Origin of the sequence: Streptomyces sp. NPDC001480 (assembly GCF_042894725.1) — a bacterium.
GTDB lineage: Bacteria > Actinomycetota > Actinomycetes > Streptomycetales > Streptomycetaceae > Streptomyces.
Genome location: NZ_JBIAVX010000024.1, coordinates 68037 through 93679, shown reverse-complemented (window position 1 = coordinate 93679; position 25643 = coordinate 68037). Strand labels below are relative to the sequence as shown.

Annotated in this window: 18 protein-coding genes and 1 pseudogene; 10 read left to right on the top strand and 9 right to left on the bottom strand. The window is 70.7% G+C overall.

The genetic code is table 11. From position 1 onward, the window contains the following. Window positions 1–200: 200 nt before the first annotated feature. The 6 genes from ACFY01_RS40590 to ACFY01_RS40565 all read right to left on the bottom strand — a co-directional run bounded on the left by ACFY01_RS40590 (window position 201) and on the right by ACFY01_RS40565 (window position 6653). Window positions 201–2816, bottom strand: a complete 2616-nt coding sequence (locus ACFY01_RS40590; protein ID WP_390740806.1) for a SpoIIE family protein phosphatase — start codon at window positions 2814–2816, stop codon at window positions 201–203. 262 nt (window positions 2817–3078) lie between these two features. After that, window positions 3079–3486 (bottom strand): ATP-binding protein, encoded by a 408-nt coding sequence (locus ACFY01_RS40585; RefSeq protein ID WP_390740805.1) that lies wholly within the window; start codon window positions 3484–3486, stop codon window positions 3079–3081. A gap of 109 nt (window positions 3487–3595) precedes the next feature. Next, window positions 3596–4003: a (deoxy)nucleoside triphosphate pyrophosphohydrolase gene (locus tag ACFY01_RS40580; protein ID WP_390740804.1), complete on the bottom strand. Its 408-nt coding sequence runs from the start codon at window positions 4001–4003 to the stop codon at window positions 3596–3598. A gap of 29 nt (window positions 4004–4032) precedes the next feature. After that, window positions 4033–4230 carry an SPOR domain-containing protein gene (locus ACFY01_RS40575; RefSeq protein WP_390740803.1) on the bottom strand — a complete coding sequence of 66 codons (198 nt, stop codon included), beginning with the start codon at window positions 4228–4230 and terminating at the stop codon, window positions 4033–4035. Between the two features lie 330 nt (window positions 4231–4560). Continuing rightward, entirely contained in the window at window positions 4561–5313 is a 753-nt protein-coding gene (locus ACFY01_RS40570) for a GntR family transcriptional regulator (RefSeq protein WP_390740802.1), read from the bottom strand. 158 nt (window positions 5314–5471) lie between these two features. Then, window positions 5472–6653, bottom strand: a complete 1182-nt coding sequence (locus ACFY01_RS40565; protein WP_390740801.1) for a DUF4190 domain-containing protein — start codon at window positions 6651–6653, stop codon at window positions 5472–5474. An 89-nt stretch (window positions 6654–6742) separates the two neighbouring features. Here ACFY01_RS40565 and ACFY01_RS40560 point away from each other — a divergent pair, with 89 nt between their 5' ends. From ACFY01_RS40560 to ACFY01_RS40515, 10 genes are all read left to right on the top strand, one after another. Continuing rightward, complete coding sequence (locus ACFY01_RS40560; protein WP_390740800.1) at window positions 6743–7948, top strand: serpin family protein; 1206 nt, start codon at window positions 6743–6745, stop codon at window positions 7946–7948. Window positions 7949–8078: 130 nt separating this feature from the next. After that, window positions 8079–10682, top strand: coding sequence for a glycosyl hydrolase family 65 protein (locus tag ACFY01_RS40555; protein ID WP_390740799.1), 2604 nt, complete (start codon window positions 8079–8081; stop codon window positions 10680–10682). A gap of 36 nt (window positions 10683–10718) precedes the next feature. After that, on the top strand, window positions 10719–12449 hold the full coding sequence (locus tag ACFY01_RS40550) for a trypsin-like peptidase domain-containing protein (RefSeq protein ID WP_390740798.1): 1731 nt from the start codon (window positions 10719–10721) through the stop codon (window positions 12447–12449). A 20-nt stretch (window positions 12450–12469) separates the two neighbouring features. Beyond that, window positions 12470–14626: a tetratricopeptide repeat protein gene (locus ACFY01_RS40545; protein WP_390740797.1), complete on the top strand. Its 2157-nt coding sequence runs from the start codon at window positions 12470–12472 to the stop codon at window positions 14624–14626. Window positions 14627–14710: 84 nt separating this feature from the next. Next, the gene (locus tag ACFY01_RS40540) at window positions 14711–16147 is read left to right on the top strand and encodes a VWA domain-containing protein (protein WP_390740796.1); all 1437 of its coding nucleotides are present in this window, start codon (window positions 14711–14713) and stop codon (window positions 16145–16147) included. Then, entirely contained in the window at window positions 16144–16992 is an 849-nt protein-coding gene (locus ACFY01_RS40535; RefSeq protein ID WP_390740795.1) for a hypothetical protein, read from the top strand. The genes ACFY01_RS40540 and ACFY01_RS40535 overlap by 4 nt, the downstream gene beginning before the upstream one ends. After that, window positions 16989–18221, top strand: coding sequence for an extracellular solute-binding protein (locus tag ACFY01_RS40530; RefSeq protein ID WP_390740794.1), 1233 nt, complete (start codon window positions 16989–16991; stop codon window positions 18219–18221). The genes ACFY01_RS40535 and ACFY01_RS40530 overlap by 4 nt, the downstream gene beginning before the upstream one ends. 28 nt (window positions 18222–18249) lie before the next feature. Continuing rightward, a complete protein-coding gene (locus tag ACFY01_RS40525; protein WP_390740793.1) occupies window positions 18250–18579 on the top strand; it encodes a CU044_2847 family protein in 330 nt (109 codons plus the stop codon). A 352-nt stretch (window positions 18580–18931) separates the two neighbouring features. Beyond that, a complete protein-coding gene (locus ACFY01_RS40520; RefSeq protein ID WP_390740792.1) occupies window positions 18932–19417 on the top strand; it encodes a hypothetical protein in 486 nt (161 codons plus the stop codon). Between the two features lie 362 nt (window positions 19418–19779). Beyond that, entirely contained in the window at window positions 19780–22032 is a 2253-nt protein-coding gene (locus ACFY01_RS40515; RefSeq protein ID WP_390740791.1) for a hypothetical protein, read from the top strand. A gap of 89 nt (window positions 22033–22121) precedes the next feature. Here the strand turns inward: ACFY01_RS40515 and ACFY01_RS40510 are convergent, their stop codons facing one another. The 3 genes and pseudogenes from ACFY01_RS40510 to ACFY01_RS40500 all read right to left on the bottom strand — a co-directional run bounded on the left by ACFY01_RS40510 (window position 22122) and on the right by ACFY01_RS40500 (window position 24999). Next, entirely contained in the window at window positions 22122–22658 is a 537-nt protein-coding gene (locus tag ACFY01_RS40510; RefSeq protein WP_390740790.1) for an NUDIX domain-containing protein, read from the bottom strand. A 1-nt stretch (window position 22659) separates the two neighbouring features. Further along, window positions 22660–23073 (bottom strand): annotated as a pseudogene (locus ACFY01_RS40505) (tetratricopeptide repeat protein); the annotation flags it as partial. A gap of 339 nt (window positions 23074–23412) precedes the next feature. Further along, window positions 23413–24999, bottom strand: coding sequence for an endonuclease NucS domain-containing protein (locus ACFY01_RS40500; RefSeq protein WP_390740821.1), 1587 nt, complete (start codon window positions 24997–24999; stop codon window positions 23413–23415). Window positions 25000–25643: the final 644 nt, after the last annotated feature.

Sequence of the window (25643 nt, the reverse complement as noted above, 5' to 3'; positions counted from 1 at the left end):
CCACCCGTGCGGGTCAGCTGGGAGGCGCGGGTCCCGTTTATCAGCCCGTCCGGCGCTTGAGGACGAGGCCGTTCAGGCCGAAGCGGGGGTCTGGGGGCGGCAGCCCCCAACGGGGTCGAAGGGGCGGAGCCCCTGGGGACGGGAAGGGTAGGGGCGGCGGGGGCGAAGAACCCCCGGCCCCAGCGCACGGCGCCGACCGCTCAGAACAGGCTCAGCAAGGCCTCCGCCGGGTCCGTCAGGCCGGTTCCGCCGTCGGGTAGGGGAAGTTCGAACCAGACCGTCTTGCCCCGGGGGGTCCGGCGGGAGCCCCACGCGGCGCTGAGGAGGCCGACGAGCTGCAGGCCGCGACCGCCCTCGTCGGTGTCGCGAGCGCGGCGGCGGCGGGGCTGGACCAGGCCGGAGTCCCAGACCTCGCAGACCAGGGTGCGGTCCAGCAGCATACGGAGGCGTATTTCGCCCTCGCCGTAGCGCAGCGCGTTGGTCACCAGCTCGCTGACCAGCAGCTCCGTGGTGTCGACCAGGGGTTCGAGATCCCAGCTGAGCAGCTGCCCGCGCGCGTACTCGCGGGCGCGGCCGACGCTGCGCGGCTCGCGGGGCAGTGTCCAGTCGCCGACGGACTCGGCCGGCAGTCCCTGGACGCGGGCCATCAGCAGCGCGATGTCGTCCTCGCCGTGGTGGGTGTCGAGGGTGTTGAGGACGTGGTCGCAGACGTCCTCCAGCGGCTGGGTGGGGTCGGTCAGCGCGCCCACGAAGGCCTGGAGGCCCTCGTCCAGGGGGTGGTCGCGGGATTCGACCAGTCCGTCCGTGTAGAGCGCCAGCAGCGCGCCCTCGGGGAGTTCGACCTCCACCTCCTCGAAGGGTTCGCCGCCCACGCCCAGCGGCATGCCCGGCGGCACGTCCAGCATCAGCGCGGTCTCACCGGGTTCCACCAGCACCGGCGGCAGGTGGCCCGCGTTGGCGAAGGTGCACCGCCTGGTCACCGAGTCGTAGACGGCGTACACGCAGGTCGCGAGGTAGACCTCGGACAGGTCGGCGTCCCGGGGCTGGCGGGCCGTGCGGGTGGCCTGCTGGACGCCTCCCCCAGAGCCGAAAGCCTGGGCGGGGCCCCCGGGCGTGCCAAGGCCGCGGGCGATCTCGTCCAACGCGGCGAGCACCTCGGCGGGTTCGAGATCGAGCAGGGCGAGGGTGCGGACCGCGGTGCGCAGTTCGCCCATCGCGACCGCCGCGCGCAGGCCCCGGCCCATCACGTCCCCGACCACCAGCGCGGTGCGGTGGCCGGGCAGTTCTATGACGTCGAACCAGTCGCCGCCGACCTCGGTCGCCGCGTTGCCGGGCAGGTAGCGGCAGGCGATGTCGAGGCCGGAGGCCTCCGGGTCGCCGGGCGGGAGCAGGGACCGTTGCAGTATCAACGCCCGTTCGTGCTCACGGCGGTAGAGGCGGGCGTTGTCGATACAGACCGCCGCGCGCGCCGCCAGCTCCCAGGCCAGGTCCCGGTCGCGGTCACCGAAGGGCTCGCTGCCCTTGGTACGGGCGAACTGGGCGAGTCCGACGACCGTGTCGTGGGCGACCATCGGGACGGCCAGCGTGGACTGGACGAGCCCGCCGTCCTCGGCGGGGACGAACTGCGGGCGGGCGGTGCGCAGGGCGTCCGCGCAGGCCGAGTTGAAGGCGTAGTGGTGGACCGCGCCGACCGCGACGGGCGCCCCGCCGCCGGCGAAGGGCGCGTCCGAGACGGCGCTGGCGAAGGCCACGCGGCGCAGTTCGGCGCTGCCGTCGGCGAGTCCGGGCGGGGTCTCGTCGCCGGTCAGCAGGCCCTGGTAGAGGTCGACCGTGGCGAGGTCGCAGAAGCCGGGCACGACGACGTCGAGGAGTTCGCGGGCGGTGGTCTCGAGGTCGAGGGAGTTCCCTATGCGGGCGCCCGCCTCGTTGAGGAGGGCGAGATTGCGCCGTGCGGCGGCGGCCTCGCGGGCGGCGGCGCGGCGGGCGGTGATGTCGGTGCCGAGCCAGGCGACGCCGATCGGCCGGCCGCTTCCGCTGTGCACGCGGTAGAGGTTGATGGACCAGTGCCGGCGCTCCTCCGAGCCCGGTACGAAGCCGGTGACGTGCATGTCCGTGATGGAGTTGCCCGTCTCCAGGACCCGGCGCAGGGTGGCGGCGACCCGCTCGGCCTCGCCGCGTTGCAGGTAGTCGTGGACGCCGAGGCCCCGGTGGTCGTCGGGGGTGCCGCCGAAGGTGGCGGCGAACTGCTGGTTGGCGCGGCGGACCCGCAGGTCGGTGTCGATCAGCAGGAATCCGAACGGAGATTGACCGAATATCGCCTGCGAGGCGGCGAGATCGGTCTCGATGCTGCGCAGGGTGCGCACGTCGACGACGATGCAGACGGCGGCCTTGTCACCCTCCGCGGTGCGGGTGGGCATGACGTAGACCTCGGCGAGGCCCTCCGTGCCGCACTCTCCGTCCGCCGTGTCGGGCATCCGGAAGGGGACCACTCCGGTCCACTCCCGCCCGTCGAGGATCTCGGCCATCTTCCGCTGACCGCGGTCGTACAGATCGCGGTCGATGAAGGCCTCGACGGGGTCCATGCCGATGGCGCGTTCGGCCGGGATGCCGAAGAGCTGCTCGGCGCGCAGGCTCCACTGGTCGACGAGCCCCTTGGAGCTGATGGAGAAGGACGCCACCTTGATGTAGTCGTAGATGGAGCCGGGCGGACTGCTCTGCCACATGGCGTCCACGGGCGGCCGCTCCTCCGCGGCCTCCGTCCTCGCGCCGTCCGACGGGTCCTCGGACTCCGTGGCCTTCGCTGGTATCTCGCTCACGCGAACCGTCCCCTCCAGCTCACCGCGTCCGGCACCGGTCACCGGGGGCGGCTGCCCGCAGTATCCAGCACTACGGCGCCGCACAACACGGTGTTCACGATCACAGCACGTTCCCGGTGGTTTTCGGTCCGGGGCGTGACAACACTTCCAGTCTTCTAACCAGGCGACACGTCGTCGAACCACACATCGCGGCAACGGTCCGTGCCAGGAACCGGTCGATGGACAGCGCGGCCGGGTGTACAAGTGCGGCGGTCTGCCGTGCTCAGCCCGGAACCGTCAGCTCGAACCAGACCGTTTTGCCGGTGCCTCCGGGCCTGGTGCCCCAGCGGCGCGAGGAACCGGCGACCAGTTGGAGACCGCGGCCGCCCTCCTCGTCGGGGCGCGGGGCGCGCTCGTGCGGCGGGTCCGGGAGGGGGTCGGAGACCTCGACCAGCAGGGTGTCGCCGAGCTCGGCGGGGCGTACCAGGCGTACGCCGATGGGTCCGGTGGCGTGCCTCAGGGCGTTGGTCACCAGCTCACTGACCAGCAGGGCCGCGAGGTCGGCGAGGCTGTCGAGGCGCCAGCCGCACAGTTGGTCGCGGACCGCTCCGCGGGCGGAGCGCACGGCGCCCGGTTCCGCGGGAAAGGTCCACTCGGTGCAGTCGCCATCGGTGTCGATCACGCCGATCACTTCCCAGGCCAGCGAACCCGCCCATGCCCGGTTTCATGGGGTTAATGGGCACATACCCGATATCCAGTGCCGAATATCGCACGGGAGAGCGCGCAGTGGCACGAACGGCCTACTGGGCCGAGGGCAGGCGCGCGGCCACTTCCCGCACCGCGGGGACGTCCTGGTCCAGCCAGGGCACGTCCCAGAGCCGGTCCGGCGCGAGCCAGCGCAGTTCGTCGTGGTCCTGGAGGGGCTCGGGGCCGGGGGAACCGGCGCGCGGGCGGGCGGTCCACACCTGGAGGACGTACGGGGGCCTCAGGGGCCACTCCCCCGGCACGCGCTCGACGACCTCGGCCTCGACGCCGAGTTCCTCACGCAACTCCCGCACCAGGGCGCTCTCGGGCGACTCGCCGGGTTCCACCTTGCCGCCGGGCAGCTCCCAGCGCCCCGCCAGCTCGGGCGGTGCGCTGCGGCGCGCGGCGAGCAGCCGGCCGTCGTCGAGCAGGGCGGCTCCGACCACCACGATCCGTTCGGTCATGCGCCGGAGCCTACGGGAGCGGGCGGCGGTCAGGCGCGTGCGCCGTTGCCGTTCTGGCCTATGCGTTCGACCCAGTAGATCTGCTTGTGGCCGCGGTCGTCGAGGCTGTCGGCGATCTTCTGGGCCTCGGCGCGGGTCGCGTACCGGCCCACGCGGTAGCGATTGCCGTTGTCGTCCTGCCGTATGACGAGCCACGGCAGCGAGACCGTGCCGTTGGCGTCGTTCATCGCACCCCACCTCTTCTTCCGGCCCTCGCCCGCCCGTCTCCCGTCCCCGGCTCCCGCCGTGCCCCGCCCGCTGAGGAAACCGCAGTCCGCATATGCCCGAGCCTACGCCCAACCTTCACGCAGCGAATACGGCTTTTCACCAAGAGGTACGCAACCGGCCAGAACGCGGGGGGCGCACGAATACGAGTGCGCCGCCCGTGCGCATCGATGCATCGGGTTGACGGGTCGCCGGGCACACCGGGGATCACCTGGGAAAACGGCCGGATTCCAACGGCCCGCGCGCGGGCGGGAGTCGGCCGGACCGACGGATCAACTGGCCCGGGGTGTGCGCTACTTCACTGGGAGGTGGTACGCGACCCGGTAGCGATCGGCGGGGATGACGACGTCGGCGGTCTCCACGGGGCGGCCGGAGGCGTAGTAGGTGCGCTGGACGACCATGACGACATGGCCGGGAACACCGCCCAGGGTGAGCAACTCCTCGGCGAGGCCGGGGCGGGCGCCGACCTCCTCGGTGACGTTGTCCACGATGACGTCGATGGCGCGCATCCGCTCGACGACGCCCATACCGCCGAGAGGGCCCTCCTCCGGCAGCATGACGGGGGTGCGGCCGGTGACCGCGAGGGGCTCCCAGGAGGTGGAGAGCATCATCGGCTCACCGGCGTCCCTGAAGACGTACTTGGTGCACATCACCCGGTCACCGGGGCGGACGCCGAGCCGCTCGGCGATGGCGCGGCTCGCCTGGGCCTGCTCGCTGCGGGACTCCCAGGTGCCGCGTGCGGCGGCGTCGGCCTGCTCCTGCCGGAACGGCGTGGCGCCGGCGGGCGGGCGGAAGCCGGAGCGGGCGATGCGCCGGGGCACGGGCCTCTCGCGCACGTACGTCCCCGAGCCGGAGCGGCCCTCGACCAGGCCCTCGGCCATCAGCACCTTGCGCGCCTCCAGGGCGACCGTGTCGGAGACTCCGTACTCCTCGCGGATCCTGGCCTGGGAGGGGAGGCGGGCGTGGGGCGGCAGCGAACCGTCGGCGATCTTCTTGCGGAGATCACCCGCGACGCGCAGATACGCCGGCTGCTCACCGAAAGTCACAGGCCGCTCCCATCAGGTTGTACAGACAGCAACAGCCTGGCAACCGTGGGTTGTGCCACGCAAGCAAAGGCCAGAGAATCACTCGATGTGATGACATCTGCCCGGGGCAGGGTTTTCGCAGCCGATTCGCTGGCGATTTCTCCCCGCTACAGCCTCCGTCACACCTCCAGGCCGGTGTCGTCCTCGGACGGCGGGGTCGTGGTCAGCCCCAGAGCCTTGCGCGCCGTCACCGTCCGGTCCGGGTCGATGAGCTTGAAGCCCTTGTCGTAGTGCGCGTAGAAACCGTCGGCGTCGGCGGCCCTCGCGGCCTTCGCCCACTCCACCCGCGCCTTGTCGAGGTCGCCCGCCAGCCCGGTGACCGGCTTCTCGGCGGCCGCGGGCCAGTCGTGCCCGCGCAGCATCCCGGCCTGCTTCTCCAGGGCCGCCGCCACGCGCCGCGCCCACGCCTTGTGACCCGGCAGGTCGTCCTCGACGTACTCCGCGTCCGGCGCGGTGTCCATGGCCGCGTTGAGGACGTGCGCCGCCTTCAGATAGGCGACCTGGTCGGCGTCGAGCACGGTCTCGTCGTTGCGCAGCGAGCCGGTCAGGCCGGCGCCCTCGTGGGTGTTGCCGAACACGCAGGTGACCTCGCGGTCGCCGAGCGCCCAGCTGTCACGGGTGGGCGTGAGGTAGTAGACGTCGACGTCGCCCGGAACGGCCCAGCCGTCCATGGCGTAACCGTCCTGGAGGCCGTAACAGCGTTCGTCCGCCCGGTCGGTGACGGAGGTGTCGCCGGGATACGAACCGCCGCCCCCGAGCCGGAAGGAGGCGAACACCTCGCCGTCGTGCTCCCCGTCGCAGGGCACCTTGTCGACGTCGTACGTCACGCCCTCCAGCGAGCCGCCGGGCGCGTTGAAGCACTCGCCCCTCTTCAGCGAGATGCTCGCGCCGTCCCGCGCGCCGTCCCTGAAACCCTTCCAGAACTCGGCCGCGCCGCCCGTCACCAGAGCCAGGGTCCACAGCGCGAGCCCGAGCCCGGACAGCACGCAGCCGGCGATCGCCATGCCCTTGCCGCGCTCCCCCCGCTTCCTGATCTGCGCCAGCGCCACCAGCCCGAGCACCAGGCCCACACCCGGCAGGAAGCAGAGGATGCCGAGCACCAGGGCGGCGATGGCGAGCCCGTTCACCGCCGCCGGGCGGTTGTACGGGCTGTAGCCCTGCGTCCAGGGCTGGTATGGCGGCCCTCCGTAGGGGCCCTGGGGCTGCTGTCCGTAAGGACCCTGCGGATACGGGGAGTACGGCGACGGCGGCGGATATCGGCCGTCCGGCTGCTGGGAGCCGGGAGGCGGAGGTATGGACACGGGTACCGTGCTCCTGGGGTCGGGGCGGCGGCAGCGCTGAACTGACGTACGACTGCGCGCATCGTAAGCGCGCCGCTGATGGGGGTGGAATGCAGGTCGCGAGTGCGACGGTCCAGGGGGTGAACCGGCTCACCAGCCGGTGGGCGGGGGCCACGGAGGGCGGCACGGCGTTCTCGGCGGCCGGTGTCTGGCCGCTGCTGGCCTTCCTGGCCGGCGGAGCCGCGGGCCCGGCACGGGCCGAGCTGGCGGAGGCCCTCGGGCTGCCCGCCGAGCAGGCGCCGGGAGCGGCACGGGAGTTGCTGGGCACCATGGGCGCCATGCCCGGGCTGAACTGCGCCCTGGGGCTGTGGACCGACCGGACGCTCCGGCTGCGCGAGGAATGGCGGGCGGGGCTGCCGGCGGACTCGCACGGCGTGCTGAGCGGCGACCGCCCGACCGACCAGGAGGCCCTGGACGCCTGGGCGGCCAAACGGACCGGCGGGCTCGTGGAGCGCATGCCGGTCACGCTGACCGACGACGCCAGGATGGTCCTCGCCACCGCCCTGGCACTGCGCACCGACTGGCCGCGCCCCTTCGACGAGCACCCGCTGCGCCCGGACGCCGGACCCTGGCGGGGCCGAACGCTGGTCGGGCTGCACCGCAGGAGCGTCCGGCCGGACCGGATCGGGGTGGCGAACACCCCGCACGGCTTCGTGACCGCCCTGAAGTTACCCGGGGACAACGGCTTCGACGTCCATCTGGTCCTCGGCGAGGAGCGGATGACACCGGGACAGGTACTGACCGCGGGCGTGGGCGCCGTGGAAGGCGCGCTGCCGCTGACCGGGGGCGGACAACTGCCGTACGGGCACGTGGGTCCGGGGCTGCGCATCGAGCGGCAGCCCGCCCTCTCCCCGGAGCCGGTGACGCTCGACGTGACGACGACCGCGTTCGACGTGCGGGCCGACCACGATCTGCTCGTCCTGCACCGCCTGTTCGGACTCACGACCGCGCAGGACACCCGGCAGGGCCACTTCCCGGGCATCAGCGCCGAGCCGCTCGCCATCGGGGCGGCCCGGCAGTCGACGGTCGCCGAGTTCGGCGCCCTGGGCTTCCGGGCGGCCTCGGTGACGGCGGTGATGGCAGCGCCGGGGAGCGCCCCTCCCCAGTACCGCTACGAGACCACCGTCGTCCGCGCCGTCCTCGACCGCCCCTTCGGCTTCCTCGCGGTGCACCGGGAGACACGGCTCGTCCTGGTGGCGGGCTGGGTCACGGATCCGCGGCCGTATCAGACGATGGCCTTCCCCGGCGGATTCTGACGTCGGCGGGCGGGGTTGCGCGGGGCCAGGTGTCCGGGGCCCGTGACACTGGCGCCCTGTTCGCACCCTTACGTGGTAATTCCCCACGTATTCCACCCCTCCGCCCTTTCCCGCCCGGCATCGTCACCCCGTGAAGACCCCCCACCTGATCGCCCCGCTCCTGGCCTCCGCGCTGCTCCTGCCCCTCCCTGCGGCACACTCCGCGTCCCGCTCCCCCGGCGACGGATGCACGGCGCCGGGGTGGGCCCCGACCGCGACCCGGATCGACGCGAAGGATCCCCACCCGTACGTCGGCAACGGATACCTCGCCACCCGGGTCCCGCCCACGGGCGCCGGATACTCGGCCACCGGGGAGAAGACCGGCTGGCCGCTGTACACGCCGCGCTACGACGGCGCCTTCGTCTCCGGGCTCTACGCCCGCGGGCCCGGGAACACCGCCGGCCGCGACGCGCTCGCCGCGCTCCCCGGCTGGACCGGGCTCGACGTGACGGCCGGCGACGAGACCTACAGCGCCCGCAGCCGGGTCAGCCGGTACCGGCAGACGCTGTCCCTGCGCTGTGGCCGCCTTCGTACCAGCCTCACCTGGACCGGCTCGGACGGCCGCCGCACGGACCTCACGTACGACGTCCTCACCTCCCGGGACGACCCGCACACCGGAGCCGTACGGCTGCGCGTCACCCCGCACTGGGACGGCCGGCTCACCCTCACCGACCGCATCGACGGCCGGGCTGCCCGCCGGGTCGCGGGGACCGGCGCGGGTCCCGTCGACGCGCGCACGATCGGCACGGCGTTCCGCACCGACGGCACCGGGATCGACGGCGCGGTCGCGTCCACCTTCAAGGCGCCGGGCGGGCGCCCGCGGCAGTACGCCGGTGCCAGGGGTGAGCCGAGTGCCCGCCAGGCCGTCACCCTTCCGGTCCGCTCCGGACGCACCTACACCGCCGTCAAGTACGTCGGCGTCGACACCGCCCTCACCTCCCGCGACCCCCGCGCCGCCGCCCGCGCCGCCGCGCACCGGGCCGCCGGGCGCGGCTGGGCGGCGCTGCTCCGCGCGCACCAGGACGCCTGGCGTGCGCTGTGGGACGCCGACATCGAGGTCCCCGGCCACCCCGATGTGCAGCTCTGGGTGCGCTCGGCGCAGTACGGTCTGCTGTCGTCGCTGCGTGCGGGCGCCCGGGACAGCATCGCCCCGGCTGGGCTGACCGGCGACGACTACGCGGGCATGGTGTTCTGGGACGCGGAGACGTGGATGTTCCCGTCGCTGCTGGTCACCCGCCCCGAACTGGCCCGCCCTGTGCTGGATTACCGGTACCGCACCCGCGCGGCCGCCGCCGACAACGCCGCGAGGACCGGGGTGAAGGGGCTGTTCTATCCGTGGACGAGCGCGAGCCACGGCCGGCTGTGGAGCGAGTGCCAGAGCTGGCAGCCGCCGCACTGCGTCACCCAGAACCACCTCCAGGGCGACATCGCGCTGGCCGCCTGGCAGTACTACCTGGCCACCGGCGACCGGGAATGGCTGCGCCGGCGGGGACGGCCACTGCTCGACGGGCTCGCCCGGTACTGGGCCTCACGGGTCACCGCGAACACCGACGGTTCCTACTCCGTCAGAGAGGTGGCCGGTCCCGACGAGTACAGCAACGGGGTCACCGACGGCGTCTACACCAACGCCGTCGCCGCGACCGCGCTGCGCGCGGCGGCCGACGCGGCCCGCGTGCTGGGCGACCCCGCCCCGGCCGACTGGCGGCGCGTCGCGGGACGGCTACGCATCCCGTACGACCCACGGCGCAAGGTCTTCCTCCAGTACGACGGCTACGACGGCTCCCCGATCAAGCAGGCCGACACCGTGCTGCTCGTGTACCCGCTGGAGTGGCCCATGCCGGACGGCGCCGCGGCCGCCACGCTCGACCACTACACCACGCGCACCGACCCCGACGGTCCGGCCATGACCGACTCGGTGCACGCGATCGACGCGGCCGCGATCGGCGAGCCGGGCTGTGGCGCGTACACCTTCCTGCGGCGCGCCTACCAGCCCTTCGCGCGGGGGCCGTTCGCGATCTTCTCGGAGTCGCGCGGCGAGAAGGCGGGCGCGGCCGATCCCCTCGCGGGCTCCCCCGCCCAGGACTTCCTCACCGGCAAGGGCGGATTCCTCCAGGTCTTCACACACGGCCTGACCGGTCTGCGGCTGCGCGCCGACGCCCTGCACCTCGACCCGACGCTCCCGCCCCAGTTCACGGACGGTGTGCGCCTGTCGGGACTGCGGTGGCGCGGGCGGACGTACGACATCGGGATCGGGCCGCGGACCACCACGGTCCGGCTGCGCTCGGGTGACCCGATCCCCCTGGAAACCCCCGAGGGCCGCTTCACGCTCTCCGGCACGGTCATCCTCAAGACCCGCCGCCCCGACCTCGACCCCACCCCCGACGTGGCCCGCTGCCGGCCGGCGACGGCGACCTCGGCCGAGCCGGGGCTGTACCCGGAGGCGGCCGTGGACGGCAGCCCGGCCACCGTCTGGTCCCCCGCCGCCGAGCGCGCCGCCCTCACCGTCGACCTGGGACGCGAGGTGGGCGTCCGCACGGTTCGGCCGACCTGGCGGAAGCGGCCGGCGTCGTCGGCCGTCGAGGTCTCGGCCGACGGCCGCGGCTGGCACCGGGCGGACGGGAGCACGGTCCGGTACGTGCGGGTCGGCGTGCGCGGTGCGGCGGTGGCGCTGGCCGAACTGGACGTACGGACGTGACGCCCGGGACCGGTCTCCTCGCGACAACTCGGGTCCATGTGGCTCTCGTTGCCATACCTTGGTCATATGGCGCTGCATCACCACAGTGACCGTCCGTGGCGTGTGCGAGTGGACGACGAGGAAGGCACGCCCTGTGGCGCCGGAGTGCTGCTCGACGACCGGCACGTGCTCACCTGCGCGCACGTGGTCCGGTACGCCGGGGCGGCACCCGGGGGCACCACGTCCCGCGTGCGGATCAGCAGTGTGGCCTGCCGCCCCGAGTGGACCCGCACCGCGCACGTGGCCCCGGGCACGTGGGTGCACGAACACGGCACGCAGCGCGGCGACGTGGCACTGCTCGAACTCGACGAACCGACCGGCTGCGGCACCCGGACGAGACTGTGGAAGGCGCCCATCTCCGGCGGCACGGTCCAGGTGTACGGCTTTCCCCGGCAGGCGCCGTTCGGCATGGGGGCCGACGCGCGGCTGGCCGGCTCCGGCCACCGGCAGGGCGAGTGGGGCCTGCTGAAGCGGGTGCGCCAGGGCGACCCGTGGATCGAGCCGGGGTACTCGGGCGCCGGGGCGGTGGCGGTGGGCGGCGAGTTCGCCGACCATGTCATCGGCATCGTGGTGGCCGACTACGTCAACGGTGACGAGAAGGCGGCCTGGATGCTGCCGACCGAGACGATCCTGAGGTACCTGCCCGGGATCGAGGAGTTCACCGGCGGTGACCGCAATGACGAACTGGGGCCCTCGCGCGGTGAGTTGCCCGGGGACGTGCTGGGCGACCCGCTGCGGCTCGCGCTGACCCAGGAGCTCACCCGGCTGCTCGACAGCGGCTGGTCCGGCACCGCCGTCGTCGGCACCGGCGGTACGACCGCCGTGGGCGACTCCTGGCTCGTCCGTCTGGTGCGGACGGCCGACCCGGCGGCCCGGGCCGACGTCACGGACGCCGAGCTCACCGGCGCCCCCGGGGGCACGGTCCTCGGGCTCGGCACCATCGACGCGGCCTACGACGCGCGCGGCAAGTCGGTCGGTGACCTCAGCGGCTATCTCACGGGCCGGTTCGGGCTCCCCGGCGGAGACGCCCAGGAGGTGCGGCGGCAACTGCTGCGCCGCAGGCCTCCCGCATGCCTGGTGGTGGGCGGCGTCGACCGGGCCCAGGACCCGGAAGGCCTCGTCCGGGAGCTGCTGGGGCAGCTGGCCGCCCGCGCCCGGTCGCGCGGGGTCCGCCTCGTCCTCGGCTTCGAGGGCATGCCACCGGCCGACCTGGCCTACGACGTCTCCCTCGACCCCGAACCGCTCCGCGGGGACGCCGCCCGGGGCGTGAGCGCCGCCGAGGTCCAGACGGCCGTCGGACGACTCGCCGCGCAGGAGGACGCCGCGTCCGCGCTGCAACAGGAGTGGGGCGTACGGTTCTTCGCCGCGCCCCGGCTGCCGCCGCTGGCCGCGCCCCGGTTACGGGTCCGGCTGGCCGTGGCCCGGGCGACGGAACCCAACCCCGAACTCTCCGCGATCCGCGACCAGGCCGACGACGCCCGCGCCGCCCTGACCGGGTTCGAGCACGGCCTGCGCCGGCTGATCACGGCCCACGAGGACCTCACCACCTCCCTGGAACTGCACCGCGTCCGGGCGGCGCGGTACTTCGGCGAGGAGGACCGGCGGCTCGCCGAGCTGCACGCCCCCGCCGCCCGCGCCCTGCAGACCGAGCCGATCGACCTCAGGGCCGCCCGCGAGCTGGTCAGGCGCTACATCGACGAGGTCAACCGGCGGTTCGAGGAGGGGTGACGGGTGAGGAGGGGGGACAGATGGGGATGAGCCGTCAGCTGTGCAACCGCCCCGACTGCGGGCGGGGCACGATCGACGAACAGGGCTTCTGCGACGAGTGCGACCGGCAGCCGCTGCCGCAGGACGGCGCGGCGCCGGCGGACCGCGCCCCGGAACCGGAAACGCCGGCGCGGGACGGTGCGGGTGTCGGCGTGGCGCAGGTACGCCCGGACCCCTGGTACGGCCTCGGCCTGGTCGACCCCGTCCAGGCCCCGGAAGCCCCAAAGGCCCCGGACGCACCGCCGGCTTCGTCAGGTCCGGTCCCCGAGGCGCACCGCTTCTGCCCCAACCCCTCCTGCGGGCAGCCGGTCGGCCGCGACCACGACGGCGAGCCGGGCCGGACCGCCGGTTTCTGCCCGCACTGCGGCACCCGTTTCGACTTCGCGCAGCCGGGCGGCTTCACCATCGCCGGCCGCTACGACGTCGAACGCACCCTCGGCTCGGGGGCGTATGGCGCCGCCTACCTCGTGCGCGACCGCAACCTCGCGACCCACGTCGTCCTCAAGGCCCTGCACAGGTCGGTGGCCGAGACCGCCCTGCACGAACGGGACGTCCTGGTCGAGCTCCGGCACGACAGCATCGTCCGCATCCTGGGCTACGAGGAGGAAGGGCCGCACCTGGTCCTCGAATACGTGCCCGGCGAACCGCTCTCGGCCCGGGCCGGCGACCGTCTCGAAACCCTCCTCGCGCACGGTGTCCGCGTCCTCCAGGCGCTCGACTACCTGCACGCCCGGGGCCTGCTGCACTGCGACGTGAAGCCCCTGAACATCATCCGCTTCCGGGAGGAGAGCCCGGCGGGCGCGCTCGACCGGGTACGGCTCATCGACTTCGGCGCGGTGCGCAGCCAGACGAAGGACACCGGGCCGGTCGTGGCGTTCACGAGGGCGTACGCGCCGCCGGAGACCGACCCGGAACATCTGCGCCCCGGCCCCGGCTTCGACCTCTACGGACTCGGCATGACCCTGCGCGAGGTCTGCCGCTCCCACTGGACGGACCGCTCCGCTCCGGGCGTCGACTCGCTCCATCTGCTGCTGGGCCGTGCCACGCACCCCCAGCCGTGGCGGCGGTTCGGGTCGGCGCGGCAGTTCGCGGAGCAGCTCAGCGGTGTCATACGGCAGGTCGTGGCGGCCCCTCCGACGCGCCGTCAGGTGGCCCGCCCCTCGGCCCTGTTCGGCTCGGCGCCGGAGCCGCTGCACGGCGGGCTGGGCACGGCCCGGCCCCTCGCCCACTGGGTCGAGGCACAGCCGGACCAGGAAGCCCTGCTGAACATGCCCGCGCCGTTCTCCTCACCGGACCCCGGCGACATCGCCGCCGCCCTTCCGGCCCCCCTGTCCGATCCCGACGACCCGGGCGCCACCGGCTCGGCCGGCGGCGCGCTGGCCGAGAGCCGGCTCGCCCTTCGCAGAAAGGACCCCGTGGCCGCGGCAGGACGGCTCGCGGCGGCGGGCCTGCCCGACTGGCACTGGCTGGCCGACTGGTACTGCGGCCTGATCGCCCTGGCCGACGGGTGCCCGAAGCGGGCCGCCGGCGTGCTCGCCCAGGTCCGCAGGGCACTTCCCGGTGAGCTGATACCGCACCTCGCCCTCGGCCTGTGCGCCGAACTCCGCGGCGAACGCGCGGCCGCACGGTCGCACTACGGCACGGTCTTCGACACCACCCCCGCGCTCGGAGCGGCCGGCTTCGGCCTGGCCCGTGTGCTGCTGCTGGCCGGCGAGCGGGCGAAGGCGGTGGAGGTAGCCGAACAGCTGGCCGAGGAGTTCCGCTACGAGCGCGAGGCGCGCGTGGCGGCGGTACGCCTGCGGGTCATGGTCCTCTCCGGTCCGGGCCTCCAGGCGCCGACCGAGGACGACGTGGCCCAGGCCAGGGCGGCCCTCCCGGGCCTCGGCGTGAACGAGGCGGCGGCCGCCGCGCTGCGCGCCGAGATCCAGTACGCGGAGTTCCTGCGCACCCATGACCGGCTGAAGCTGTCCGAGGCGATCCGCGACCTCGGCCCGCACGCGCCCACCGAGCGCGAGTACGTCGCACTGGTGGACCTGGCGAACCGGCTGCGCCCGGCCCTGAGCTGGAGATGGCCGGGAAGACGTGGCAGATCGGGTCATTCCCGTTCCGGAGCGGCATCCGCGAGGCTAAGCTCGTAACACGTTCCGTCGAGAACGCGAGCACGCTGGGTAGCGACATGCGCGGCGACAGATCGGGTGGTGCCGGTGGGGGACAGGTCACCCTTGGGGCTCAGCTTCGCCCTGGAAGTGGACTCACCCTCGGACCTGCCCTTCGACGAGGGACGCGCGGACGCCCTGATCACCGTCACGGCGCACTCCGCCGACGGTGCGGCCCCGCAGGCCCCGAGCGCCGGGATCCTCATCATGGACCGCTCCCTGTCCATGTCCGGACGCAAACTGGACGAGGCGAAACGCGCGATGTGCGCGGCCATCGACGCCCTGCGGGACGGCACCCACCTGGGGATCATCGCGGGCAACCACAAGGCCGAGGTGATCTTCCCGGCGACGGGTGGCCTGGCCCGCGTCGACGCCCGGGCCCGGGAGGACGCCAAGCTCCGGGTCCTCGGCCAGCTCGCGGAGGGCGGCACGGCGATCGGCCAGTGGCTGGATCGTGCCCGCCGGCTCTTCGCGTCGGTGGACTCCCCCGGCACGGTGCGCCACGCGGTGCTCTACACGGACGGCAAGGACGAACACGAAACGCCCGAACAGCTCGAGGACATCCTGACGTCGTGCGTCGACCGGTTCGTCTGCCACGCGAGGGGCCTGGGCGACGAATGGCGCTTCACCGAACTCCTCCGCATCCCCGAGGCCCTGCACGGCACCGCCGAGGCCGTCGTCACCATCTCCGACCTCGCCGAGGACTTCACCCGCCTGATGCGCGAGGCGCAGCGGATCGTGGTACCCCGGGTGTATCTGGGCCTGCGTCTCAACAGCCGCTTCCAGCTGGCGTTCGTACGCCAGACCCGCCCGGTCGAGGCCGAGCTGACCGCACGTCAACAGCGGGACGGCGAGACACACGTCCCGCTGGGCTCCTGGCCTCCGGAGACCCGCCAGTACCAGGTCTCCCTCCGCTTCGACCCCGACAGTCTGACCGTCGACGAGCTCCTGCGCGCCGCCCGTGTCACCCTGCACGCCGAGTTCCCCGACGGTACCCGCCGGCCCTGCTCCGAGACCGGGGCCATGGCCGTACGCCGCCGCTCGACGCCCGGCTTCGGCATCGCCCGCTCCCCCGACCTCACCCGCGTCGAGAACGAACGCGAGCTCGGCATGGCCATGCGCGCCTGCGCGGACGCCCATCTGCGCGGTGACCTCGACCGCGCGGACCGCGAACTGCGGCTCGCGATCGGCCTCGCGGAATCCCTCCGGGACACCACGCGACTGCGGCTGCTGCGGGCGGTTGCGGTCGACGGCCCCGACGGCCGGCCGCGGGTGCGGCGGGACGTCTCCCGGGGAGAGATGCTGGGAATCGGCGTCGACTCCACCAAGACCGTCCGCCGGCCGGTCGAGCCGCACGAACTCCCGCCCACCGCCTCCGGTCTGCCACGCGCGTGCCCACGGTGCGGTACGACGTCGACGTCGCCCACGGCCAGGTTCTGCGGGAACTGCGGGCACCGGTTCGGGGACGCGCGTGCGACCGGTGGACCGGTGGACGCGTTGTGACCGGCGTGCGGCCGCGCACGCCCCATCCGATCGTGGTGCTGCGGTGGCTGAGGACGGGCGTGCTGGGCATGGTGGCGGTGACGGCGCTGCTGTACCTGGTGGTGGCGAACAGGGCGGGAGAGCAGATGGCCACCGCTGACCGCACGAATACGGCCATCCGGCACATAAGAGACGCGTATGAACAGGCCGGGGAGGCCGACACCGCACTCAAGGCCGTCTCCCGGACGGGGGCGATCGACCTGACCGGCAGCAGCGACGACTTCGCCAACGCCACCGCCCGCGTGAGCTCCCACCTCACCTCGGCGACGGAGGGGAACGCGGCCGGTGCGCAGGGGCTGAGTCACATCCAATTCGTCCAGGGCCAGTTGGCCACGTGCGTGCGGATGGCCAACACGGCGTTCCTCGACGGGAAACCGAGCCTGGAGAGAGCTCGCGACGCACTGGACGACGCGCCGGAGTACGACGGCAAGGAGCCGGTCCCCTTCACGGGCGGTCTCAAGCAGTCGCTCAGGGATCTCAAGGATCTGGAGGTCGAAGCACGCGATCACCAGCGCCGCTCGGGCTGGCGCGACCCCGGTCTCCTCCTGCCCCTGTTCATCGGACCGCTGGCGGTCATGCTGCTGCTGGTCGGTGCGAGCGGCTACATCGTCGCCCACCACTTCCGGCAGTACCCCAGCCCGGCCCTCGCCGTGGCCCCGCTGGCCACCGCGTCGATCAGCGTCACCATGTGCACGCCCAGCCCGCCCGCCGTGGCGATCGCGCTTCCCGTGCTCGCCGCCGCCGGTGTGCTCGCGTATCTGGCCTACCGTCCCCGACTCGCCGAGTACAGGTTTCCCCGCCCATGAGAAGACTCACGGCACCACTCCTGCGCTGCACCCTGCTCCTCGGGCTGCTCCTGACCTCCGTCTCGTGCGGCGAACCGGAGAAGGGCAAGGTGACGATCATGGTTCCCTGGTCCGGTACCGAGTTCAAGGCGTTCTACGCGGTCGTCAAGGCCTTCGAGCGCGACCACCCCCGCATCGACGTGGAACCGCAGGTCACCCGCGCCCTCACCCAGCAGCTCGACGCCGCGGTGGCCGCGGACGCTCAGCCCGACCTGGCCGTGCTGCCCAGTGTGGGGGCGATCGCCAAGTACCGGAAGGACAAGGCACTCCTGAAACTCGACGTCGACACGGACGCGTACGTACAGCCCTTCCGCGAACTCGGCATGGACGGCGGGGACGTCTACGCGGTCCCCGTCAAGGCCGACGTCAAGAGCCTCATCTGGTACGACGCCAGGACCACCGCACGGCCTCCCGAGAGCTGGACCGCTCGCAGGTCCGGCTCCTACCGCTGGTGCCTGGGACTGGAGTCCGGTCCGACCTCCGGCTGGCCGGGCGCCGACTGGATAGCGGACATCCTGCTCTCCGACGCGGGCGCCGCCACCTACACCGCCTGGGCCTCGGGTGACAGGGAATGGGACAAGGGCCCTGTCAAGGCCGCGTGGACCGCGTGGGCGGACCTCGTGGCGCACACCCTCAAGAAGGCGGCCACGCTCAACTTCCGCGAAGCCGCCAACAGCAAGGCCATGAAAGGGTGTTCCCTGAGCCACGGCGCCCTGTCCGCGATGCCTTTCCAGTCGTCCCACGTGAGGAACGGCCAGTACACGTACGTCCCCTCCTCTCGTGACGCCCTGGAGGTCTCGGCGGACTTCATCGGGAGGTTCACCCGGAACAGGAGCGCCGACGAGTTCATCAGGTACCTGGCGAGTACGGAGGCCCAGCGGACCTGGGTGAACGAACCCGGCTTCGCGCTCTCCGCCGACGAGAAGGTGACGGAGTACGACAACACCACCCAGGGCCGGATAGCCGGAATACTCCGCTCCTCCCGCTACACGCTCTGCTTCAGCGCCGCCGACGCGATGGATCCCGACGTGTCCGCCGCCTTCTACCGGGCGGTCATGGACTACGCGAACGGCAGAAAGCCGGCCCCACTGCTGGCAGCGCTCGACAAGGTCCAGAAGGAACTCGGGTATTCATCCCCGCAGTCCCCGCAACCGCCCGAACCGCTCTGCAGCAAGCCGACCCCTCGCTGACCCCTCGCCAATCCCTCCAGGAGACTTCATGGCGGACGCCATCCAGTTCACCCTCGCCGACGGCAGCGTCGTCCTGGTAGCCCCACCCGCCCGCACCGGAACCGGAGCCGTGGGCCTGGGAACCCGTCTGGAGAGCGCGGGAGAAAGCCTCCGCGAGGCACTGGCACCGATCACCGCCGCCGCCTCCGAGGTGATCGGCCAGTTCCGCAACGTCGCCCAACGGCCCGACGAGGTGGAGATCACCTTCGGTGTCGTCCTGGACGCCAAGCTCGGCGCGGTCCTGACGAGCGCCAGCACCAGCGCCCACCTCGACGTCACACTCCGCTGGAGCGGCACGGAGCCCACACCACCGGACTGATCCGGCGGCATCCGCCGAGTCGGGGGCGCGCGGCCGAGATGAGCACGGCCTCACACGTTGAAGCGGAAGATCTGAAGCTCAATCCTGACCTGCGGCGGAGCACCCTCCGTGGCTCTGACCTGGGATTTCCTCGTTAGCATACGCTGGCTCCCGACGGCCGCTTAGGGGTTCCTGCGGACTAGCTGCGGACTGGCCGGGGGTGCCGAGGCAGCGAAATTCATGGCACACCGGGCGGGACTTGCAAGGAGACTGCGCAGGTGAGCGACTCCTGCCTCTGCCCGTGCGATAGGCGCTCTGGGCGGTGTCGGGAATCGCCTGACAGTTGAGGGGCAGATCCGGTAGGTCTATGCGAGTGGACGACTCCGCAGAGACCCCCGAAGTCAACGACCAGACTCCTGCTGGGCCTAGCGAGGCCGCACGCAAGGGCGGCATGAAGAAGCGCGTTGCCGACGCAATGAATGCGGGGAAGCGTTTCCTCAAGGACGAGAGGGTCGCCATCGCTGCGATCGCCGTTGCGACGGCAGTCTTGGAAGAGGTTCTCGCCCGAAGGCCGGGCTTGGGCAAAAGTATCGAGGACTCCGACCTACTGCCTGACGCTGTAGCCGAGGACTCCGCGAAGCTCCCCGAGCCCTCCGTGGCCGAGGGTTCGAAACGCAGAGGCCCCGAGCGGCATCAGGTGAAGGGGACGCTTGTGGACCTCGGCGATCGTCAAGCCAGTCCGACAGCGCAGGAGAACTACCGCCGCGACGAAGGGGGCGATCTGCCTCCTGGAAAGACCTACCGGCAGCCGCACTCCCGTGGCGGCCCCAAGCCCGACGACTTCGACCTGAGCGTTTGATCGAGCGCCGCCGCGCCCTGCTCGCAAAACATTCCAGCGCAGTTCTGACGGAGCCCTGCAGAGCTCTCACGACCCCGATGACCTGTGACTATTCACCGGGGAAAGGTAGGTCGATGAGACTGCGCAGGTGAGCTGCCGCTACCCCTGCCCGTGCTGCGGATATCTCGCCCTAGACGAGGTGAACTTGAGGCCCGCACCCTGCACCCTCGCCGCCCCTGTCGCAGCTGCGCACCTCCGCCTCTCTCGCCATTCCGCCGGCTAATATGCCGTTGTTCCAGCGTTGTACCGATCGGCACTTGACGGAGCCTCACAGCTGGTAGCACCCTTCTGGTACACCGCAGGAACAACAGACGGGGGGCGTTGTGAAGCACTACACCGCCAGCAAGAGTCGCAATCAGGGGCGGGAGTCGTGGTCGGTCATCTTCCGGCACCCTGCTCGCCTTGACCTCGCGACCGGCAAGACTGGCCGCCGCGTGCGTCGAGGGCTTGGCACTAGCGACGAGATGGAAGCCACTCTGCTCGTCGAGCAGTTGAACACCATTCTCAGCACTCCGGCGTTGTGGGAGGTGGCCGCCCGACCGAACGCGCTGGGCCGCTTCGACAGTCGCGTCGTCGACATCTTCTATGAGGGCCTTGAGGCATCCAAGGTCGACTTCGCCCAGTTGCGTCAGGATCTGTTGCCGCTGCCGAGCGAGGGTGACGGTTACCGAACGGTCCTGCTGCTCGGAACCACGGGCGCTGGAAAGACCACCGTCGTCCGTCAGATCCTTGGCACCGAGCCAATGACCGAACGCTTCCCCTCGACGTCAACGGCGAAGACAACCGTCGCCGACACCGAGCTGATCACGACTGAGGAGGGGTTGTACCGCGCTGTCGTCACCTTCGTTCCTCGAGACGAGGTCATCGACTATCTGACGGAAAACGTGTCTGCGGCGGCCCTTGCCGCCTTTCGCAAGCGGTCCGACGACGAGATTCGTCGTCGGCTGCTGGACCACGTCAACCAGCGCTTCCGCTTCAGCTACGTCCTCGGTCGGGAACTGGCCAAAGACGATGACCTTGATCTGGCCGATGACGACGAGGAGGAGTTCGACGATATCGACCCCGCGGAGTACGGCGCCGTCGACCTGACGGCTACGCACACTGTCGTCACCGCAGCGGTCAAAGCGGTGAAGACGGTCGTCGCCCGGCACACGAGCACCATCGCTGAGGCATTCAAGGAGATCGAGGAGGAGGATGAGCGCGTCGTGGAGGAGCTCATCGAGGAGAGCCTCGACAGTGACCTGCGTCAGTCCGATGAGTTCCACGCGATCGTGGACTCCTTGATCGACGAGATCGAGAAGCGCTTCTCGACGCTGGAGGTCGGCAAGCTGCGGCGCAACCGTCAGGGCTGGCCGACCACATGGTCGTGGGAGTCTGGCGACCGTGCAACATTCGTCAAGATGGTGACCCGCTTCTCCAGCAACTTCGCCCCGCTGTTCGGACGCCTGCTCACGCCACTGGTCAACGGCATCCGCGTCAGCGGTCCATTCCAGCCAGGCTGGGCATCGGAGCCGGTCCGTTTGGTGTTGGTTGACGGCGAGGGATTGGGGCACACCCCGAAGTCTGTCGCAGCACTCTCGACCCACGTCGCAACCCAGCTGCAGAACGTCGACGCCGTCGTGTTGGTGGACAACGCTGCCCAGCCGATGCAGGCGGCGCCGGTCGCGGCGCTCAAGGGAATCGCGGTTTCCGGCAACGCCGGGAAACTGCACATCGTTTTCACCCACTTCGACCAGGTCAAGGGCGACAACCTGCCCACGTTCAGTGACCGCGAGCAGCATGTCCTCGCGTCCGTCGAGAACGTCCTGAAGTCGATCGGTGACGAGCTTGGTCCTGCCGCCGAGCGGGTCCTGCGTCGACGCATTGAGCTGGCTCGCTACTTTGTCGGCGGGATTCAGGACCAACTCGATGCCAAGAAGCGGGCTGGCTCACGCACGATCGAGCAGCTCAACGCGTTGCTGACGTTGCTCGCTTATCCCGAGCGCGCCACGCAGGCCGGCCCGAGCCGCCCCGTCTTCAATCGCATGAACCTTTCCTTGGCAGTCACGGAGGCCGCCAAGGCCTTCCACACCCGATGGCGCGGGCGCCTCGGTCTTGACTCCAACCCCGAGGCCCCGAAGGAGCACTGGACCCGGGTCAAGGCGCTCACCCGGCGTCTAGCCGAGGGGTGGAACGACGAGTACGACGACCTCAAGCCAGTCGCCGACCTTCGCTATCACCTGCAGATGCAGGTGTATCTGATGCTGCAGCGTCCCGAGCGCTGGTCCAGCGGTGAGCCCGGCGAGGACGAGAAGCAAGCGATCCTGGACGCGTTGTCGAACGCGGTCACCAGCCGCCTCGTCGAACTGACCCAGCGACGGCTCCGGGACGAGGTACGGCGCGGCTGGCAGGACGCATACCTGCAGAAAGGCCCCGGCTCGACGTTTGTGCGGGCGCGACTCATCGCCACCGAGGTCTACGACCGCGGAGCCCCGATCCCGACCGTGACCGCCTCGCCCGACCAGAATCGGTTCCTGCGCGACGTGGCCGAGGCCGTCGACGAGGTCGTCCGAGAGTTCGATGGTGATCTCGAATGACCACCTTTCCAAACCTCCGGTTCCTGCTCTCCGTCAACTCCGAGAACGCCTAGAGCGACCTACTCGCGACCCTGATGGACGCCGACCACTCACGCGGCCGACCAACCGTCCAGGGAGACCTCCGAGCCGTTGCTCAGATAGTGGTGGAGGGCACTCGCGGTAGTTTCGACGAAGGCTTCAGGGATGGCCTCAGCATCCACCCAGCGGACCTGGGAGTGCTTGCAGGGTTCGCAGTTTTCGGGTTCGCCGGTCCATTCGTGGGTGGCGAAGACGACGGTGAGGAAGCCATTGGGGGCTTCGACGCCCCAGGCGCCGTGGATGATGTGGGCGACCTTGAGGGACTCGGGCTTCACCGTGAGGCCCGTCTCCTCGTAGAGCTCGCGGACCGCAGTCTCCGTGATGGGTTCGCCCGGCTCGCTCTTGCCAACGGGGAGGTCCCACAGGCCCTGGGCGAACTTGGCGTTCTCGCTGCGCTGGAGAAGGACGACGCGGTTGGCGGCCTTGTCGTGGACGATGACGGCCGCGACCAGCAGGGTCATCGATTCGAGCGCCGGCTTGAGGGCTTGGGAGCGGTCGTCGGTCTGCTGGGCCACGGTGTTCCCTTCGTCAGGCGGGTTGTTGGGCATGTTAGGCGAGGGCCTCGCGGGCGCGGCGGGCGAGATCGGCGGCACCGGGAACGCGGCGGCGCTGGTAGACCGCAAGGGTGGATCGGATCGAGGTGATCGCCTTGCGGGTGCGGTCGGAGGTCATGCCCTCCATGAGGACCAGGGCCTGGGTCCAGGCGGCGACCGCTTCGTCGGCGCGGGCCTGGGCGGCGAGGCTGTCGCCGAGGTCGGCGTGGGTGAGGGCGTGGACGCGCTTGTACTTCGCGGGGTCCCAGCGGGTGAGGGCGTCGCGGTGCTGTCGTTCGGTGCCGATGTGGTCGGGGAGGTCGGTCAGGGTGCGGGCGGTGTGGCTGGCCACGGTGCCGGCGGCGGGGCCGCTGACGCGGGAGTAGCTGGGCTGGGGGCCGTCGTCCCGTAGGAGGGCGTCCTCGGGTGCCGTTCCGGGCGGCACCCACGTGGGTCTCGCAGCTGCCCGGAGCCCGGGCCGCGTGACGACTGATGCCCTCACTGCCACGAGCAGCGAGGGCATCAGGGTGCGCTGTGGGCCCTGTCTGCACCTGGGCGCCGTTCAGTTCTGCACGGAATGGCAGTGTGATGGGGATTCTCAAGGCGCCGCTGGTGTCGGAGGCCGCTGGAACAGCGAGTGCATCAGGGGAACCGAAGGCATGGCCGCGTGCGGCGCAGCGGTGGCGGCGGCTTCGGCGTTCCACAGCTGGGAGTTGCGCCACGGATTCTAGTGATCCGAGGTGCCCCGCTGGCTGATCGCCGAGGAACCTCAGGGCCCGAAATGAAATCCGGACCGATACGTCGAAATCATTGCGTCGATCTGATCCTTGTACTTCTCCAGGAATGTATCGAGCGAGTAGGCTCCATTCCAGCCAGCGTCGCGCAACTGCGACCCCTCGCAGGGGATCGACAGTGTGCAAAGGTCCGCGTCTTGTACGAAGTGGAGTCGGACTTCGTGCGCCTCGGAGATATTTAATGGATTTCCTCCAATCTGCTCGATTAGTACGTAACGAAGCCCGAGCAGGTCAAGAAGATCAAGATCGGTAACCCAGGCCGCATCCATGAGGCGGTGAGTCTTCCAGTGCATGGCGTCGCGATAAACCAACCTCACCCGGTCAGCCACATCGATGTAAGGAATGCCGTCCCAGTAGAGCGAGCCATGGATCGTGCGATGGACGCCGTCCTGGGTAAGTGCCGTTCCAAAGGTCATCGGAACAAGGTTTGAGATCTTGTCAGGCCACCCATGCACCAGAGATCGGATCAGGTCGCAGGGGTTGTACACGTGGAGCATGACGTCGCGCTCCACGCCATCAGCCGAGACGTCGTCCAGCCACCGTCCCACGAGCCTCTCCCAATCGGGGTTTCCCGCAAAGCACATCCTGCTCTCCTCCCGGAAAGCCGGCCATCTTCCACGATCCGTGGTACGCGCTGAACCTGTGTAGAGGACTTCACCGATCCCCTCTTCGTCTCCGTTCAGCTCGCGGAGGAGATCTCGCTCGTCCAGTGAAGTGCGCTTCGCGAATTTACCGGCCGCCCGATAGCCCTCAATCTCCCAGTGTGGGTTCTCCGACAGATGCCGGAGCACGCCCGGGCGGGCCGCATCATAGCCAGCTGCGAAGACATGACTGGTGATGTGACAAAGGACCGAGTACTCCAGGGGATACCCCCCGGTTTCCTCGTACGAATCCGTCTCATTTCCTTCGAGCCATGCTGGAGCCTCGTCAGGGTCCATACGCCCGATTGCGAAATAGAGGCCGTACGGTGCGACCACAAGATCTCTCTGCGAGATGCGCCGGAAGTCCGCCGCGAGGAGATCACTCGCGCCCGCCTCGGCGGCTCTGGCCAGAATTTCGTGCCAGCCTTGCGCTCGCTCCTCCAGGGAGTTGTAGAAGTAGATGAAGTGATGTGGGGTCACCCGTGGCGGTACCGCCGCTTCGAGGAACTCCACCCGGTCCGCACGCACAGGAACCCCGTTATCGTCCAATGTGAGTTGGTACCCGCGGAGATCGTGGGACCAGTCTCGTGCCATGTTGCTCACCGGGACGCACAGTTCGCGCCAAGTGGTGGAGACGATCATCGCGCGGATGCGGTCCTTGCGGAGCCCCATCTCCTGCTGCAACAGCTCGGCGTACTTCGTGACCTCATGAAGGGCTCGAGCCGAAGTCGAGTCGGATCGCTTCAATTCGATCACCACCCACGACCCGTGGCCGTCTCGGGCCAGGATGTCTATACGCCCGCGCGTTCCATGAGCATTGGGCAGCGGATACTCCGTACCAATCAACTGAAGGCTCGGCTCGATGAGAGGCAGGCGATCGGCCAGCATGTCGCGCAGCCGCGCCTCGTACGGAACATCCATGTCGCGCACCTCAAACAAGTCTCAGGGCCAGCACGTCAGTTGAAAGCTGATCAGGGTTTGACAGTAGATGATCGGTCTGACAATCCTGACCCGTTCTCGACCTCGGCCCAACGAAGCCCGGGGTTGCCCAGGCCACAAGGATCTGCCGGAAGGTCCGTCCCCTGGATGAGCTCTCGCGCAGCCCGAGCAGTGGAGATCACGACGATGGGAGCCGCCGGGCGGCTACGGCCGCGGCTGGGCGAACAAGCTGCTCAGTCTCGACCAGGATTCCGCGCTCGGCCAGTCGGGCGAATCCGTGAAGACGGTCTCCGAGCGCCTCGGCCACACCAACGCGACCATGACGCTGAGTATCTACACCCACCTGTGGCCCGACTCCGAGAAGCGGACCGGGCCGCGGTCGACAAGGCGTACGCGGACCAGTCCGCCGACGCCCGGCCACAGGTCGACGAAGCGGCATAACCGCTCCCCCGCGTGCCGAACCCATCCGGCACGCTGCGGACTCTGCACGGACCACAAGGGCCGCCCAACAACTCCGCCGCAGGTCAGACGGCCTTCCGCAAGATCGAATAGACGTCGAAGCGGAACGTCGAGCGCAGAGCTATGACTGCGAAAACGCGGTTCTGGAAGTGGTTATCCAGCACCGA

Coding starts and splice junctions, on each gene's coding strand:
- ACFY01_RS40550 (WP_390740798.1), top strand. CDS start 10,719: ATGTGGCTCTCGTTGCCATACCTTGGTCATATGGCGCTGCATCACCAC.
- ACFY01_RS40545 (WP_390740797.1), top strand. CDS start 12,470: ATGGGGATGAGCCGTCAGCTGTGCAACCGCCCCGACTGCGGGCGGGGC.
- ACFY01_RS40500 (WP_390740821.1), bottom strand. CDS start 24,999: ATGGATGTTCCGTACGAGGCGCGGCTGCGCGACATGCTGGCCGATCGC.
- ACFY01_RS40525 (WP_390740793.1), top strand. CDS start 18,250: ATGGCGGACGCCATCCAGTTCACCCTCGCCGACGGCAGCGTCGTCCTG.
- ACFY01_RS40560 (WP_390740800.1), top strand. CDS start 6,743: ATGCAGGTCGCGAGTGCGACGGTCCAGGGGGTGAACCGGCTCACCAGC.
- ACFY01_RS40575 (WP_390740803.1), bottom strand. CDS start 4,230: ATGAACGACGCCAACGGCACGGTCTCGCTGCCGTGGCTCGTCATACGG.
- ACFY01_RS40580 (WP_390740804.1), bottom strand. CDS start 4,003: ATGACCGAACGGATCGTGGTGGTCGGAGCCGCCCTGCTCGACGACGGC.
- ACFY01_RS40530 (WP_390740794.1), top strand. CDS start 16,989: ATGAGAAGACTCACGGCACCACTCCTGCGCTGCACCCTGCTCCTCGGG.
- ACFY01_RS40510 (WP_390740790.1), bottom strand. CDS start 22,658: ATGCCCAACAACCCGCCTGACGAAGGGAACACCGTGGCCCAGCAGACC.